The organism is Rhodospirillum centenum SW, assembly GCF_000016185.1.
Classification (GTDB): Bacteria; Pseudomonadota; Alphaproteobacteria; order Azospirillales; family Azospirillaceae; genus Rhodocista; species Rhodocista centena.
Genome location: NC_011420.2, coordinates 988,073 through 1,005,157 on the forward strand (window position 1 = coordinate 988,073; position 17,085 = coordinate 1,005,157).

6 protein-coding genes, 1 tRNA gene and 1 pseudogene are annotated in these 17,085 nt (G+C 65.5%); 6 read left to right on the top strand and 2 right to left on the bottom strand.

Features of this window, described 5'->3' with window-relative positions; translation table 11 throughout:
• The first annotated feature begins 18 nt into the window (after positions 1-18).
• Complete coding sequence (mnmA, locus tag RC1_RS04460; protein WP_012566156.1) at positions 19-1,197, top strand: tRNA 2-thiouridine(34) synthase MnmA; 1,179 nt, start codon at positions 19-21, stop codon at positions 1,195-1,197.
• A 110-nt stretch (positions 1,198-1,307) separates the two neighbouring features.
• Positions 1,308-1,382: transfer RNA gene (locus RC1_RS04465), tRNA-Met, on the top strand.
• Between the two features lie 32 nt (positions 1,383-1,414).
• Here the strand turns inward: RC1_RS04465 and RC1_RS21685 are convergent.
• Complete coding sequence (locus RC1_RS21685; RefSeq protein ID WP_012566157.1) at positions 1,415-1,621, bottom strand: hypothetical protein; 207 nt, start codon at positions 1,619-1,621, stop codon at positions 1,415-1,417.
• A 17-nt stretch (positions 1,622-1,638) separates the two neighbouring features.
• On the opposite strand from RC1_RS21685, the gene RC1_RS19885 reads away from it, so the two are divergent.
• The 4 genes from RC1_RS19885 (at position 1,639) to RC1_RS04485 (ending at position 16,660) form a co-directional block, all read left to right on the top strand.
• A complete protein-coding gene (locus RC1_RS19885; RefSeq protein WP_049766645.1) occupies positions 1,639-1,923 on the top strand; it encodes a winged helix-turn-helix domain-containing protein in 285 nt (94 codons plus the stop codon).
• A gap of 302 nt (positions 1,924-2,225) precedes the next feature.
• Complete coding sequence (locus RC1_RS04475) at positions 2,226-3,926, top strand: ShlB/FhaC/HecB family hemolysin secretion/activation protein (protein ID WP_012566159.1); 1,701 nt, start codon at positions 2,226-2,228, stop codon at positions 3,924-3,926.
• A 7-nt stretch (positions 3,927-3,933) separates the two neighbouring features.
• Positions 3,934-14,910, top strand: a complete 10,977-nt coding sequence (locus RC1_RS04480; protein WP_012566160.1) for an MBG domain-containing protein — start codon at positions 3,934-3,936, stop codon at positions 14,908-14,910.
• The gene (locus RC1_RS04485) at positions 14,894-16,660 is read left to right on the top strand and encodes a tetratricopeptide repeat protein (RefSeq protein ID WP_148213380.1); all 1,767 of its coding nucleotides are present in this window, start codon (positions 14,894-14,896) and stop codon (positions 16,658-16,660) included. The genes RC1_RS04480 and RC1_RS04485 overlap by 17 nt, the downstream gene beginning before the upstream one ends.
• Here the strand turns inward: RC1_RS04485 and RC1_RS21370 are convergent.
• A pseudogene (locus tag RC1_RS21370) lies at positions 16,655-16,741 on the bottom strand (IS5/IS1182 family transposase); the annotation flags it as partial. The gene RC1_RS04485 and the pseudogene RC1_RS21370 overlap by 6 nt on opposite strands.
• Positions 16,742-17,085 lie beyond the last annotated feature (344 nt).

The window sequence follows — 17,085 nt, forward strand, 5'->3', positions numbered from 1 at the left end:
GTCCCCTATATTGCCGGCATGAATTCGCTCGGTTTCGACAAGGCTCCCCAGGATACCCGCGTGGTCGTCGCCATGTCGGGCGGGGTCGATTCGTCCGTCACGGCGGCCCTGCTCAAGGAACAGGGCTACGACGTGGTCGGCATCACGCTGCAGCTCTACGATCACGGCCTGACCGTGGGCCGGAAGGGGGCCTGCTGCGCCGGGCAGGACATCTACGATGCGCGCCAGGTCGCGGACCGCATCGACATTCCGCACTACGTCCTGGATTACGAGAGCCGCTTCGGCCAGTCGGTGATCGACGATTTCGCGGACAGCTATCTGCGCGGGGAGACGCCGATCCCCTGTGTCCGCTGCAACCAGCGGGTCAAGTTCCGTGACCTGCTGGCGCAGGCGCGCGACCTCGGCGCCGACTGCCTCGCCACCGGACACTATGCCCGCCGGGTCGCGGGACCGACCGGCCCGGCGCTGCACCGCGGCGCCGATCCGGCCCGCGACCAGAGCTATTTCCTGTTCGCCACGACGCCGGCGCAGCTCGACTATCTGCGCTTCCCCATCGGTCACCTGCCCAAGAGCGAGACCCGCGCCCTGGCCGAGCGGCTGGGCCTCGCCGTGGCCGACAAGCCCGACAGCCAGGACATCTGCTTCGTGCCCGCCGGCAACTATGCCCAGGTGGTGGAGAAGCTCCGCCCCGGTGCCGTGGAGCCGGGGGAGATCGTGCATCTCGACGGCCGTGTCCTGGGCCGCCACGACGGTGTCATCCGCTACACCGTCGGTCAGCGCAGGGGCCTGGGAATCGGCGGCCGCCGGACGCCGGAGGGGGAGGAACTGGACCCGCTCTATGTCGTGCGGGTGGAGCCGGAGACGCGCCGTGTCGTCGTCGGCCCGCGCACGGCCCTGGCCCGCGACCGGGTGCTGGTGCGCGAGGTCAACTGGCTGGGCGGGACGGACACGGCGGACGTGCCGGTGACGGTGAAGCTGCGCTCGGCCCAGCCGGCGCTGCCGGCGCGGGTCAGCCTGACCGCGGACGGCGGCGCCGTCGTGACGCTGACGCAGCCGCAGTACGGCGTGGCGCCCGGTCAGGCGGCCGTCTTCTACCAGGGCGACCGGGTGCTGGGCGGCGGCTGGATCGTCCGGGCCGAGGCGTCGCCCGCGCTGGCCGATGCCCCGATCCCGGCGGGCGCCGGGACCGCCCTCTGAGCTTCCGTCCGGGCGCTTTTCGCCGTCCGTTCGGGTCGTGCTTGACAGCCCGGATCGATTTGACTACATCACGGGTCCCGCCGCCGGGGACGATCCGGCAGCGGCACTGAGGCACCGTAGCTCAGTGGTAGAGCAGGGGACTCATAAGCCCTTGGTCGGGTGTTCAAATCACCCCGGTGCTACCATCGATATCGCGCTATGCGGGGTCTGGCCCGGCTCACAGCCGGCCAGCCCCCGCATCTCGGCCAGCAGGCATGGGCGACGATGTCGGCTTTTCCGCGCTTCCCTGACGGTGTGGTCTCGATGACGGTGTGATCTCGATCCGGTCGATCAACGACCGGATCAGCGATGCCGCGCGCGCCTTCTCGACCGACTTGTCCCCGGCCAGCCACGACTCGACCTCCTCCAGCCTCTGGCGGATCATGTCCGCTGCCCCGGCCGATGGGCGGCGACCGCCACTCCCATCGGCTGGAGGCACATGCGGCAGAAATCCTGGCGCTGATCGAGGCAACGCCCGATACCACGCTGGCCGAGATGGCAGCACATCCGGAGCGGGCGCATGGGGTGCGGGCCGCCGTGAGCAGCGTCTGGCGCCTGCTGGACCGCCACGGCATGAGCGTCAAAAAAACCGCGCACGCCGCCGAGCAGCAGCGGCCTGACGTGCGGAAGCGTCGGTGGGCCTGGTTCGAGAGGACGAAGCCCGGATCGACGTCTCCAAGGGCATGATACAACTCAACGTAGCAAGTCCACTGTACCGGCCAGTTTGTCACTGAAGCGCTTCTCAAACAGGCTCTCGGCAACGGTTAATTTCCGAAATAGAAACTACGACACTGCCCGCGTGTGACGGGAGCCTCGCATGATACCTTTCAGAGGTCTTAAATATTGAAAATTAAAGGGTTTATATTCCGTTAATGGTGTTTCCATCTGCGACCTTTTAATTGCGCTACGGAAGAATGAGAGATAAAATCCAAAGATAAAGAAATCGTCCGTTCGCCCTTTGCCGCGTTCATAACCCTCCGGGTGCTGCTTTGCAGATACGAAAGATCGCCCTTGCCGCCGCCGCCATGCTGATGACGGGGGCAAGTCAGGTAGCGTTGGGCCAGGATGCGGGGCAGATTCTGCGGGATGTGGAGCGCAACATCCCCAAGGCGCCGCCACCGACGCCGTCGGTGCCCGGTCTGGCCCCGGCGATGCCCGATGACGATTTCCTGAAAGACGGGCAGACGGTGCGCGTCACCGGTTTCAGGATTCAGTCCAGCCTGATCCCGGAAAAGGAACTGGCCGCGCAACTGACCGATTATGTAGGCCGCGACTGCACCCTGGGCGACCTGAAAGAGGCGGCGGCCCGAATCAGCCGGTATTACGCCAAGCGCGATCTGCTGGCCCGCGCCGTGCTGCCGCGCCAGAGCCTGGAGGGCGGCATCGTCACCATCCAGGTGCTGGAAGCCCGCATGGGCCGGGTGAAGATCGATCCGAGCAGCAATACCCGCCTGGACCCGGCGCGGGCGGAGGCCTTTATCCATGCCCGCAACCCGGCGGGCGACGCGGTGCGCCCCGGCGCCATAGCCGCCGGTGTCACCAATCTGGGGATCATCCCCGGCATGCAGGCAGTCGGCATCCTGGATGCGGGAGAGGAAGAGGGCACCACCGATGTCATCCTGAAAATGCAGGAGCCGCCGCTGGTGACCGGGCTCCTGGTCCTTGACAATAATTCAGCCAGCGAAATCGGCCGCGCGCGTGCCCTGGGCATCGTGACGATGACCGATGCAAGCGGCTTCGGCGAGCAGGCGTCCTTGATCGCCCAGGTCACCAAATCCTCCCGCTATGGGCAGGTCTCTGCCGGTGCGCCGTTCATGGATGGCGCCTTCTGGCTGGAAGGCAGCGGCGCCGCTCTGACCTATGACATCCCCCGCAGCGTCAATACCACGCAGCCGGCGGGCAATGCCCAGACGGCGGGGCTGACGGCGCGCTGGCTGGGCCTGCAGGCCAGCGGCGAGCCGGTGAACCTGTCGGTCGGCGTCGAGCATAAATGGACCAGCGACAAGGTGGGCGGGCTGACCACGGCCAGCAACCGGCTGGCCGCCCTGACCTTTTCTGCCCGCCGGGTGATGCGCGACCAATGGCAGGGCGGCGGCGCCTTCATACTGGATGGCGCTGTCAAAATCGGCAATGTCGACCTGTCCGGCAATGCCAGCAACAAGGCGCTGGACCGCGCCACCGCCGATACCCAGGGCAATTATGCCAAGTTGACCCTCTCGGCAGCGCGCCGGCAGGCCCTGTGGCAGGGCGGCGACCTACAGATCACCCTGTCCGGCCAGCTGGCCAGCAAGAACCTGAACAGTGCCGAACAATTCTCTCTGGGCGGGCTGAACGGCACGCGCGGATACCCGGTCAATGCCGGCAGCGGCGACCAGGGCGCCATGCTGGGTGTGGAACTGGGGCACATGCTGCGCGATGACCTGCGGGGCGCCATCTTCTGGGATGGCGGCCTGATCGAGCAGCACAAGGAACGCTGGACCGGCTGGGAGGGCCTGGGCTCCCCCCACAATACCTATTTCCAGCATAATGTCGGCGCGTCGGTGCAATGGGAGCTGCTTGACAATGTGCAGTTGGAGACGACTTTGGCCAAGCGCGTCGGCCCGGATGCGGGCCGCGGGCTTGATCTTAGAGTAGCGAACGAGCGGCGCTCGGAGTTGCGCGCCTGGATACAACTGGTTCTGGCGGTTTAAGGCAGGAATGACCATGAACAACCCGCCCCGTCGCAGCAAAGCCTCTGCCTTCCGCGCCCACCTGCTGGGCTGCACCGCCGTTCTGTCCGTCGTACAGGCATTGAGCGGTGCCGCCTGGGCCCAGTCCAGCCAGACGCCGGGCACCCTGCCCACCGGCGGCCAGGTGCAATCGGGTGTGGCCAGCATCGCCACCACCGGCACCGCCATGACCGTCAACCAGACGACGGACAAGGCCATCATCTCCTGGAACCAGTTCAATATCGGGTCCGGTGCCAGCGTCACCTTCCAGCAGCCCGGCACCGGGTCGATGACCCTGAACCGCGTGCGCGGTGGCGAAAAGTCGATGATCGATGGTGCCCTGCGCGCCACCGGCACGGTGATCCTGGTCAATCCCAGCGGGGTGGTCTTCGGCGGCGGCAGCACGGTGGATGTGGGCGGGCTGATCGCCTCCACCCTGGACATCGCGGACGAGGATTTCGAGAAGGGCGCCCTGTCCTTCACCCGTGGCGCCTCGGACGGATCGATCGTCAATCTGGGCCGCATCACCGCCCGGGACGGCTCCATCGCCCTTCTGGCCCCGCAGATCACCAATCTGGGCTATATCCGGGCCGAGCTTGGCGCGGTCGTGCTGGCCGCGGGCGAGACGGTGACGCTGCGTCCCGATGGCGGCGTGCCGCTGAAGGTGGATGCCTCGCTGGTCCGGGCCGAGATCGAGGCCGGCGGCATCATCCAGTCGGGCGGCGGCTCGGTCTATCTGTCGGCCCAGGCCTTGAACCGGATCAATGCCGGCGTCATCAAGGCCACCGGCGTGATCGAGGCCGACAGCCTGACCGACAAGGGCGGGACGCTGGTGCTGGATGCCAGCGGGCCGATCACCCTGGAGGGGGCGCTGTTCAGCGCCAAGGGGGCCAAGGGCGGCGGCACGGTGCTGGCGGGCGATGCCCGGACCTCCGCCGTGACCATGGATGCCAGGAGCCGGATCGACGCCTCGGCCACCGACAGCGGCAAGGGGGGCACGGTTATCGTCAACAGCCAGGACACGGCTGTTCATGGCGTGCTGCTGGCCCGCGGCGGCAGGCTGTGGGGCGATGGCGGGTTCGTTGAAACCTCCGGCCATGAACTGGCGTTTGACGGGATCAAGGTGGATGTCGGTGCTGTTGCCGGCAAGGGCGGCAACTGGTTGCTGGACCCCTATGACCTGACGGTGAATGCCGCCTATGCCACGGCCATCCAATCAGCCTTGGCATCGGGCAATGTGACGCTGCAGACCACCGACACGGCCGTGAATGTGACCGGCGTTGCGGCAGGTGGTACGACCAATGCCAGTGGCAATGGCGATATCTTTGTCAATTCCGGCATCACCTGGACCTCCGCCAATTCCCTGACCCTGGACGCCTGGCGCGGTGTCACCGTCAATGCAGGCATTTCGGGAACAAGCCTCTCCATCCTCACCAATAATGGCGGGACGGGGGGGCGGTTTGCCGCCAATGCCGCCGTTGATCTCAGCACCGGGCTGAACATCAACGGTACCAGCTATACGATGGTTACGTCCGGCGCGCAGCTCACCAGCATGGGTGCGTCGGGGACCTATGCCCTGGGTCGCAATGTGACCTTGGGCTACAGCGATCTCGGGATGCCGTTCGCTTTCAACGGCACCCTGGAAGGGCTGGGCCATACGGTCAGCGGTCTGACCACCGATCTGATCGGGGTCAGCAATGCCGGCCTGTTCAGCACCATCGGCAGTACCGGGTCCATCGCCAATCTGGGGATCGTCGGTGCCAGGGTCACGGCCGGCGCATCGGCCAATGGAACGGCGGTCTCCGACATCGGTCTTCTGGCCGGGCAGAGCAGCGGCACCATTTTCAACAGCTATGCCACCGGCACCCTGTCCATCACCTCTGCCACGAGCAATGTCGGCGGGCTGGTGGGCGTGCAGAGCGGCGGGACCATCCTGTCCAGCTGGAGCGGTGTCACCATCGCCGGCGGCAGCGGCCTGACGCAGGTCGGCGGGCTGGCCGGCAGCCTGTCGGACGGTGGCAGCATCGGCAAGAGCCATGCGATCGGCAATGTCACGGTCGGTTCGGCTGGCGAGGCGGTTGGCGGCCTGGTCGGCTGGCTGGGCAGCGGCACCGTTTCCGGCAGCTCTGCCAGCGGCACGGTCCGTGCCGGCGATGGCAGTGTCAAGCTGGGCGGCCTCGTCGGACAGCAGATCGCCAGCGGCACCCTGATTACCCAGAGCTATGCCGACGGCGGGGTGCTGGCCGGGAATTCGGTGTCCCGTGTGGGCGGCCTTGTGGGTGAGGGCGGTGCCATCAGCGCCGCCTATGCGTTGGGCACCGTTTCCGTCGGCAATGGTGCGACCGCGGTTGGCGGGCTGGTTGGCTACAGTGGCGGCGCCATCAGTGGCGCTTACGCCACGGGGACCGTCATTTCCACGTCGGGCACGGCGATCGGGGGTTTCATCGGGGAGAATACGTCCTCAATCGCCGCCAGTTTCTATGATACGGCGACATCCGGCCTGTCGGTGGATGTCGGGACCGTCAATGGCGGCACCGACGCGGCAACCCCGATCGGAGCCAATACCACGCTTTCCGCGACCTATGCCGGCTTCGACTTCACCACGGACTGGTTCATGGTCGATGGCCGCACCCGGCCATTCCTGCGCAGCGAATATTCCACCATCATCACCAATGCCCATCAGCTGCAATTGGTGAGCATGGATGTCACGGCAGACTATCTGCTGGGCGCCAATATCGATCTCGGCCGGGTAACATTGCAGAGCGACATGTGGTCGACCGCTGGCTTCACGCCGATCGGTTTCTCCACTGTCTCGGTCAATAACAGTCCCGCCGTCTTCACCGGCTCCCTGGATGGCCGCGGGTTCACCATCTCCAATCTGACTCTGAATCCCGTCGGCTATAACAATGTCGGCCTGTTCTCCAGCATCGGCAGCACCGGGTCTGTGGCCAATCTGACGCTGAGCAACGGCCGAATGATCACCGGCTTTCCGGGAACGGTCACCAATGGCTGGGGCCTGTTGGCCGGCAAGTCCTCCGGTACTGTCTCCAATGTTACTGCCAGCGGAACGATCAACGCGACGAGAGCCTCAACCGTCGGCGGTCTGATCGGTGGCCTGGTGGGAGGCACCATTCTCAACAGCAGCACCGGGGTCAACATTACGGCCGGCACCCAGGTGACGGCCCTTGGCGGGCTGGCGGGTTTCACGACGGGGACATCCCGTATCAGTGACAGTTTTGCCACCGGCAACATCAGTGTCGGTAACCAAACTCAGCGCGTCGGCGTCCTGGTTGGCGATTCAATAAATCTGTCTCTGGTCAATTCCTATGCCACCGGCAATATCAATGGCAGTGGCAGCGGTGTGCAATATGTCGGCGGTCTGGTCGGCCTCAATAATTCCGGTACGGTCAGTGACAGCTATGCCACCGGCAACATAACGCTGGGCTCGGCCAGCCAGCGCATCGGTGGTCTGGTCGGGTACAGCACGGGCCTGATCAGCAACACCTATGCCACCGGCAATATCAGCCTCGGTGGGACCAACAACCAGTATATCGGCGGTCTGGTCGGCCTGCTGGCGCAACCGACCAGCGGGGCGACATCAGCCCGCGTTGTCGCCAGCCATGCCACCGGCAACCTCACCTTGGGCAATTCCAGTGCTGTCGGCACGGCTGGGATTTATGTCGGCGGTCTGGTCGGGTTGATGCAGAACGCTGTTGTCAGCAGCAGTTATGCCACCGGCAATGTTCTGATGGGCAGAACGTCCACCTATGTTGGTGGACTCGTCGGTTCGATAGAGGCCTTCAATCTCACCATGTCGTCGGTCCTGGGCAGCTATGCCTCCGGGACCATTTCCATCGGGTCGGTCGCCACTGACATTGGCGGTCTGGTCGGGCGCAGCAATGGCGGCCTGATTTCCGGTGCCTATGCCAACGGGACGATCACCGCCTCCTCTGCCGGGACCATCACTGGCAACGGTGTTGGCGGGCTGGTGGGGAACCACACCGTCAGCGGCAGCTTCCCGTCCACCCTTCTCCAGGCATGGTCCAGCGTTGCGATCAACGTGCCGTCAACGGTTTCAGCCGGCGGTGCCATCGGCAGGATGCTGGCTGGTACGGTGAGCAGCGCCTATTGGGATGTCGGTGTCAGCGGCCGGTCGGTGGGGTATGGCACCAGCACGGGTGGTTCCTATAGCGCGGCGGGGATCAGTGGGGCGGGTGCCTATGCCGTGGCCAGCTACGGCAATCTGGATTTCACCAATACCTGGTACATGATCGACGGCTCCACCAGGCCGTTCCTGCAGGCGGAAAACCAGAGCACGATCATCAATGCCCACCAGTTGCAGATGATCGGCTTCAACCCCGGCGGCAATTATGTGCTGGGTGCCAACATCACATTGGCAGGATTGACCGGCCCATCGAGCCTGTGGGCCAGCGGATATGTGCCCCTCGCCCTTTCGGGCACGCTGGATGGCCGGGGCCATACCATCAGTGGCCTGACCCTCAGCAGCACATCGTCGGGCAGCCTGGGCCTGTTCAGCACCATCGGCTCCACCGGTTCGGTTGCCAACCTCACCCTGACGGGCGGGTCCGTTACCGGCGGGGGAGATTTTCTGGGTCTGCTGGCCGGGCTGAACCAGGGCCGTGTCAGTGCGGTGGCGACCAACGGCGGTGTCACGGCCCTGGGCAGCGCCGGCTATGCCGGTGGTATGGTCGGCTTGAACACGGGCACCATTGACAGCTCTTATGCCACCGGCACAGTCAGCGCCGGATCAGCGGCCCAGATGGTTGGCGGGCTGTCGGGCCGTAATGATGGGATTGTCACCAATTCCTATGCCAGCGCCACAGTGCGGGCTGGCAGCGGGGCGCAGGATATCGGCGGGCTGGTCGGTCGTAATGCCGGCACGATTGCCAATGCCTATGCCTTGGGGGCGGTGTCGGTTACCGGCTCCGGCACCAATGTGGCCGGTTTTGCCGGCAACAATCTCGGCACGATTGCCAATGCCTATGCCACCGGCAGCGTGGTGGCCGGGGGCGGCTCCACCAATGTCGGCGGTCTGGCAGGTGCGAGCAGCGGCGTCATCTCCGGCGCCTATTGGGACCGCACCACTACGGGCCAGACGGTGGGGGTGGGGGCCGACAGCGGCAGCACGACGAACGTCACCGGTTTCACCAACGGCGCTGCGTACAGCAGCGCCACCTATGCCAGTTTTGATTTCAGCAGCAACTGGTACCTGCTGGAGGGCCTTACCCGGCCCATCCTACGCGCCGAACACAGCACCACCATCGGCAATGCCCACCAACTGCAACTGGTCACGCTGGATCTTTCCGGGACCTATGTGCTGGGCGGCAACATCGACATGGCGGAGTTGTCCAGCGCGTCGGGCATCTGGAAAACGGCCAGTGGCTTCGTGCCCATCGGTGCCACCTCTGCCTCGGTGAGCAGCGCCTTCACCGGCACGTTCAACGGCCAGGGTTATGCCATCAACAACCTCTCCTCTCGCATCGACACGCTGAGCAATCCTGCCGGCGGCCTGTTCGCGCAGATCGGCAGTGGCGCCGTGGTGCAGAACCTCGGCGTCTACAATGCCACCGTGACCAACATGGGCAGCGGCGGGACCGCCATCGGCGTCCTGGCCGGCATCAATGCCGGCGCCGTCAGCAATGTCTATGCGACGGGTGTGCTGACGGTCGGGGATGGCTGGGAAAATGTCGGCGGCCTGATCGGGGCCAACAGTGGCAGCATCACCAACGCCTATTCCACCGTCGCCGTCACGGTGGGCACCGGTGCCAGCCACGCCATCGGCGGGCTGGCCGGTTATAATGCGGGCTGGATTTCCGCCGTCTATGCCAGTGGTCCGGTCACGGTCGGGGCGGGCGGAACATCCGTTGGCGGGCTGGTGGGGGAGCATACTGGCGGCTCCATCCTTTCCGCCTATTGGGACAGCAACAGCAGCAGCCAGACTGTCGCCCTGGGCAGCGGCACCGCCACCACCACCGATGTCAGCGGCACGGCAGCCTATGCCAGTTCCACCTATACCGGGCTGGATCTGATCGGTCCCTGGTACATGGTCGATGGCTATACGCGGCCGTTCCTGCGGATGGAATATTCCAAGACCATCAGCAATGCCCACCAGTTGCAACTGATCAGTCTGGACCCAAGTGCCCAGTACGATATTGTCGCCAACATAACCATGAACGAGCTGACCCGGACGGGCAGCCTATGGTCCTCCATGGGTTGGGTGCCGATCGGGTTCAACACCGCCGGCAGCAACCTCTCTCCAACCGCTTTCACCGGCATAGTGAACGGCGGCGGTTATGTCGTTTCCGGCATGACCATCAGCAATGGCGCATCCAATAATCTGGGGTTGTTCTCTCTTATCGGCCCCGGTGGACAGGTCAGCAACCTGACCCTCAGCAATGCCCGCGTCACCACCTCGACCGGGGTGTCCCAGGTCGGCCTGTTCGCCGGGCAGAACCAAGGCACCGTCAACAATGTCTTTGTTTCCGGCGCCCTTGATCTGGCCGGGACGGCTGTCAGTTCCGGTGGACTGATCGGCCTGAATACTGGCCGGATCAACAACAGCGCCGCCCATGTAACGGTGCAGGTCAGTGGCAGAGGCCAGTTTATTGGCGGGCTGGTTGGTCAGAATTCCGTAGGGTCCATTTACGGTGGCTATGCCACAGGCTCCATCACCAGCGGTGACGGGTCGTTTCGGATCGGCGGGTTGGTTGGAACGCATGTTGCCGGTGGGCTCATCAACAATGCCTACAGCACCGTTGATCTGTCGATCGGAACCAGTGCCGACTCCATTGGCGGGCTTGTCGGCTTTAACACGAACAGCACCATTTCCGGGTCCTATGCCGCCAACAGCATCAGTGTAGGGGCGGGGTCGAGCGGTGTGAGCGGGCTGGTCGGATCGGGGTCCGGTACCGCCATTATCACCGACAGTTTCTGGGATGTGACCAAATCCGGCCTGACGGTGGGCTCTACCGGCATCTCGACGTCTGGCACTGTCGCCGGGCTTTCCACGGCTGAATGGTTCAGCAACGGCCCGCTGGCGCAGTCGGTGTTCAGCAGCGATGTGTGGGTGCAGGGCTATCCCTATCCGGTGCTGAAGGCGCTGCCCTATATCACCCTCACCGGGTCCGGTACCGGCACCTATGGTCAGACGGCGGCTTCCGTCAGTATCGTCAGTGCCGTAGACCAGAACGGCCACAGCATCACCAGCGGCCTGTCCACAGCGGGGCTGACCTGGGCGCCGGCTGCGGCCAGTGCCTCGGTCGGTACCGCGATCATCGGCGGCAGCGGTGCAAGCTATTCCGGTGGGCTCTATCAGTTCGCCTATAATGGCACGCTGACCATCGCCCCTGCCGCGTTGACCATCTCGGCCAGCGGTGTGACCAAAACCTATGGCAACGCGGTCAACGTCACCGGCTACACCACGTCCGGGCTGGTGACGGGGGACAGCATCGATACCGTCACATTGCTGCCCAGCGGCGGCACCAGTGCCGGGGCTGCCCCGGGGACCTATACGATCAGCGCATCGGGCGCCACGGGAACGGGGCTTTCCAACTATTCCATCACCTATGTGAACGGCGCGCTGGTGGTGGATCCTGCGGCGCTGACCATCACGGCCAGCAATGTCACCAAGACCTATGGCAATGCCGTCAGCGTCACCGGCTATACCAGCAGCGGGCTGGTGAATGGCGACACGCTGACGGGGGTGACGCTGCTGGCCAGCGGCGGCACGGGCACGGCGGCCAATGCCGGAAGCTATACGATCAGCGCATCCGGGGCCACGGGCACGGGCCTGTCGAACTACTCCATCACCTACGCCAACGGCACCCTGGTGGTGGACCCGGCGAGCCTGACCATCACGGCCAGCGGGGCCACCAAGACTTACGGCAATTCGATCAATCTGACGGGTTTCACCAGCAACGGCCTGATCAATGGCGACAGTATCAGCGCCGTGTCGCTGACCAGCACGGGGGCTGGCACCACCGCCACCGTCGGCAGCTATACGATCAGCGGGTCGGGCGCTACAGGCACGGGCCTGTCGAACTATTCCATCACCTACGCCAACGGGACCCTGGTGGTGGACCCGGCGAGCCTGACCATCACGGCCAGCGGGACCACCAAGACCTATGGCACCAGCGCCGGCCTGACCGGCTTCACCAGTTCCGGTCTGGTCAATGGCGATACGGTCACGGCCGTAAGCCTGACCAGCGGCGGGGCAGACACGGCGGCCACCGTCGGCAGCTACGACATCGTCGGCAGCAATGCCACGGGCTCGGGCCTGTCGAACTATTCCATCACCTACGCCAACGGGACCCTGGTGGTGGACCCGGCGGCCCTGACCATCACGCCCAGCGGGACCACCAAGACCTATGGCACCAGCGCCGGCCTGACCGGCTTCACCAGTTCCGGTCTGGTCAATGGCGATACGGTCACGGCCGTAACCCTGACCAGCGGCGGGGCAGACACGGCGGCCACCGTCGGCAGCTATACGATCAGCGCATCCGGGGCCACGGGCACGGGCCTGTCGAACTACTCCATCACCTACGCCAGCGGCACCCTGGTGGTGGCCCCGGCGAGCCTGACGGTGACGGCCAGCGGCGCCACCAAGACTTACGGCAATTCGATCAATCTGACGGGTTTCACCAGCAACGGCCTGATCAATGGTGACAGTATCAGCGCCGTGTCGCTGACCAGCACGGGGGCTGGCACGGCCGCCAATGCCGGCAGCTATACGATCAGCGGGTCGGGCGCTACAGGCACGGGCCTGTCGAACTATTCCATCACCTACGCCAACGGGACCCTGGTGGTAAACCCGGCGGCCCTGACCATCACGCCCAGCGGGGCCACCAAGACCTATGGCACCAGCGCCGGCCTGACCGGCTTCACCAGTTCCGGTCTGATCAATGGCGATACGGTTACGGCCGTAACCCTGACCAGCGGCGGGGCAGACACGGCGGCCAACGTCGGCAGCTACAGCATCGTCGGCAGCAATGCCACGGGCTCGGGCCTGTCGAACTATTCCATCACCTACGCCAACGGGACCCTGGTGGTAAACCCGGCGGCCCTGACCATCACGCCCAGCGGGGCCACCAAGACCTATGGCACCAGCGCCGGCCTGACCGGCTTCACCAGTTCCGGTCTGGTCAATGGCGATACGGTCACGGCCGTAACCCTGACCAGCGGCGGGGCAGACACGGCGGCCACCGTCGGCAGCTATGACATCGTCGGCAGCAATGCCACGGGCACAGGCCTGTCGAACTACTCCGTCACCTACGCCAGCGGCACCCTGGTGGTAAACCCGGCGGCCTTGATCATCACCGCCAGCGATGCCGTCAAGAGCTATGGCAGTACCATCAGTCTGACAGGCTACAGCGCCAATGGCCTGGTCAATGGCGACAGCATCAGCGCCGTGATCCTTGCCAGTGATGGCAGTCCCGCCAATGCCAGCATCGGCCATTATGCCATCCAGGCCACCGGCGCCACCGGCATCGGGCTTTCCAACTATTCCATCACCTATGCCGCCGGCACCCTGACGGTGGGCAAGGCCATCCTGACCGTGAAGGCCACGGATGTGGCCAAGATCTATGGCAGCATCGGCAGCCTGTCGGGCTTCACCATTTCCGGCCTGCTGGACGGCGACAATGTCAGCACCGTGACCCTGTCCAGCGATGGTCTGGCGGGGACGGCCGCCGTCGGCAGCTATGCCATCAATGCCAGCAATGTCTCCGGTTCGGGGCTGGACAACTATGCCATCGCCTATGTCGGCGGTACGCTGACGGTGACGCCGGCGCCCCTGACCATCACCGGCGGCAGCGGGACCAAGACCTATGGTAGTGCCGCCACCCTGACGGGGTTCAGCGTGGCCGGTCTGGTGAACGGGGACAGTGTCGGCGCCGTCACCCTGTCCAGCCTGGGCGCCGACGCCCAGGCGGCCGTCGGTTCCTATGGCGTCAGCGCCAGTGGTGCCACGGGCACGGGCCTGTCGAACTATGCCATCACCTATGTCGACGGTACGCTGGGCGTGAACCCGGCGGCGCTGACCATCACGGCCGGCAACGCGGCCAAGACCTATGGCACCGACATAGGGCTGACCGGCTTCAGCGCAGCCGGGCTGGTGAACGGGGACAGTATCGGCGGCGTGGCACTTTCCAGCGCTGGCACCGGTACGGCGGCGACGGTCGGCAGCTATGCTGTCACCGCGTCGGGTGCGACGGGCACGGGCCTGTCGAACTATGCCATCACCTATGTCGACGGTACGCTGGTGGTGAACCCGGCGGCGCTGACCATCAGCGCCGGCAATGCCAGCAAGGTGGCCGGTTCCGACCTGTCGCTGACCGCCTTCAGCGCCGCCGGGTTGGTGAATGGCGATGCCGTGTCGTCGGTAACGCTGTCCAGCCCCGGCACGCCGGCCAGCGCCGTGGCGGGCACCTATGCGATTGTCGCCAGCAATGCCGCCGGCACCGGCCTGGGCAACTACACCATCCGTTACCAGGACGGCCAGCTGACGGTCACGCCGGCCGCTTCCCCCCTGACCACCGGCGTGGTGCAGCGCATCGTGGTGGCCGCTGTGGTGACGCCCGCCGTGACGATTGCGGCAACCAGCACCCCCGCCACTGTGTCAACTGCGTCAACTGCGGGCACCCCCGCTGCCACCTCGTCCGCCAGCAGCAGCACCGCGTCGTCTACCACCGGCTCCTCCTCGTCTTCTTCCAGCGGAACCGCGACGGAAAACGGGGGGGGCAATGGAGGTGGGGCATCGGCAACAACCGCTGAAACCGGCACGGCATCCGGCACGACCGGGGGGGGAAGCGCGAATGGCGAGGCCCTGCCCATCCTTGTCGGTGGCGGTGACGGTGGCGAGGATATCTATAGCCAGATCCAGATGACGTCGAATCCCATCAAAGGCAAAGATAGCGATGGCAAAGAAAGCGATGAGCGCCAGCAATAACACCGACCTGTCCATCCCCATCGTGGAACGGAGCGGGGCGGTGTTGATGGAGATCGCTCGCCGCGTGCCCGCCTTTGCCCAGGGGCTGCACCTGCAATCGACCGGGCAGTTGGATCAGGCGCGCAGTGTCTTCCTGCAACTGGCCGAACGGCCGGAACTGACGGCGCCCGCCCTGCACCAGTTGGGCGTGATCGCCGCATTCCAGGGCGATAATGGTCGCGCCGCCGGCCTGTTCGAACATGCCATGAAGCTGGAGCCTGCCGAGCCGCTTTATTATTGCTCGCTGGGCACCGTGTTCGAACGGATGGGCGATCTGCCGCGCGCCGTGGCCACCATGGTCAATCTGGCGGTGATGCTACAGACCCAGGGCAAGCATGATGATGCCATCCCGCTCTATCGCCGCATCCTGCAGCTCTCGCCGCTGAATTACTCGGCCTGGGTCAACATGGGCACCGGCATGGCCTGGACCAACCGCTCGCGCGAAGCGGTGGTGCCGCTGATGATCGGTGTCATCCTGTTCGGCCGCTTCCTGCCCGAGGCGCGGGAACTGGGGGAACGGCTGCTGGCCGATATCGGCGACCGGCTGCCGGAACTGACCGCCGCCTTGGCCGTGCTGCCCGACGGCTTGCCGGAGGGGCGGCTGGAACGGCTGGAGGAGGTGTTGCAGACGCTGGACAAGGCGCTGCGCACGGCCGGTTTCATTGATGCCACTGCCGCCTCGCTGACCGTGGCCTTGAAACTGGCGCCCGGCAATGCGCTGGCCCGCTGGAACCATGCGCTGTCCTGTCTGGCGCGGGGCGACTATGCCCAGGGCTGGGCCGATTACGAATGGCGCTGGGTCTGGGACCAGTTCCCCGAACCGCGCCGTATGCTGGGCGCCCCGCAATGGCGGGGGGAGGAACTGACCGGCAAGCGCATCTATGTCTGGGGGGAACAGGGCTTCGGCGATATCCTGCAATTCACACCCCTGGCGCAGATCCTGGCCGACCGCTACGGCCCGGATGATGTGGTGCTGGAAGTCTCGGCCCCGCTGGTGCGGATGCTTTCTGCCGTACTGGACCGGCCGGGTCTGCGGGTGATTTCGCGTCCCGACCATCCGCACCGGTTCGGGGTGGAGGAGAGCTTTGATTACCATATCCCCCTGTTGAGCCTGCCGCATTTCCTGTCCCTGCGCGTGCCCGACCTGCCGCTGCTGCCCGGCTGGCTGCAACTGCCGGCGGAAGAGATTGCGCGCGGCGATACGCTGCTGCCGCCGGCCCAGCCCGGCAAACGACGCATCGGCGTGGTCTGGGCCGGCCGGCCGCAGCATTCCGAGGATGCCCGCCGGTCGCTGCCGCTGGCCCTGCTGGGCTCGGTAATGGATGCCATTCCCGATGCGCAGTGGATTTCGCTACAGGTGGGCGACCGGGCGGGGGATGCGCTGGCCTTCCGCGGCCGGCTGCATGACATGAGTGGGCAGTTGCAGGATTTTCTCGACACCGCCGCCGTGATTGCCAACCTGGATCATGTGGTGGCGGTGGATACCGGTGTGGCCCATCTGGCCGGTTCCATGGGCAAGCCGGTGTCGCTGCTGCTGGCCCATTCGGTGGACTGGCGGTGGGAGATCGGCACCACAGGATCACCCTGGTACCCCAACCACCGCATCCATCGCCAGTCGGCGCTGGGGGACTGGGCCAGCGTGATCAACAGCCTGCGGGCCGAACATGCTGCCCTGACTGTGCAGGCGGTCTCCTCGGGTCCGTACTCATAACCAGTAGCTGTCGATGGCGGCGATCTGGACCGCAGCGAGGAAGTTGACGGCCAGCCGGTCGTATCGGGTGGCGATGGTCCGTGACGTGGACTTAGCGCCGGCTGACGCCCAGGCGGCTCTCTGCCACCGCCATGACACCATCTCAGCCGGCACCCCTCCGCGGAGAAGGCGCAGCTGGTCGCCCTGGTCGAGATCCCGGGATCTGTTGCGGCAGCGCTACCCGACTCCGGCGCGGGAAGCCGGCCCACGGCGTTGAGGGCGGGCCCGTTCAGCACACGACCGGCACCGTTGCGCTGCATCGGCTGTTGCACCCCGGTGCTACCAATTCCCGAAGGCCCGCCGCGCACGCCGTGGCGGGCCTTTGTCGTTTCCGGCCCTGATCCGACAGCGCATCCCACCGTTGCCCTCACCGGGAGCGCCCTCCT

Bases quoted from the DNA above. Each gene is read 5' to 3' on its own strand.
- mnmA (WP_012566156.1), top strand. From the start codon at position 19: ATGAATTCGCTCGGTTTCGACAAGGCTCCCCAGGATACCCGCGTGGTC.
- RC1_RS21685 (WP_012566157.1), bottom strand. From the start codon at position 1,621: ATGATCCGCCAGAGGCTGGAGGAGGTCGAGTCGTGGCTGGCCGGGGAC.
- RC1_RS19885 (WP_049766645.1), top strand. From the start codon at position 1,639: ATGGGCGGCGACCGCCACTCCCATCGGCTGGAGGCACATGCGGCAGAA.
- RC1_RS04480 (WP_012566160.1), top strand. From the start codon at position 3,934: ATGACCATGAACAACCCGCCCCGTCGCAGCAAAGCCTCTGCCTTCCGC.
- RC1_RS04485 (WP_148213380.1), top strand. From the start codon at position 14,894: ATGAGCGCCAGCAATAACACCGACCTGTCCATCCCCATCGTGGAACGG.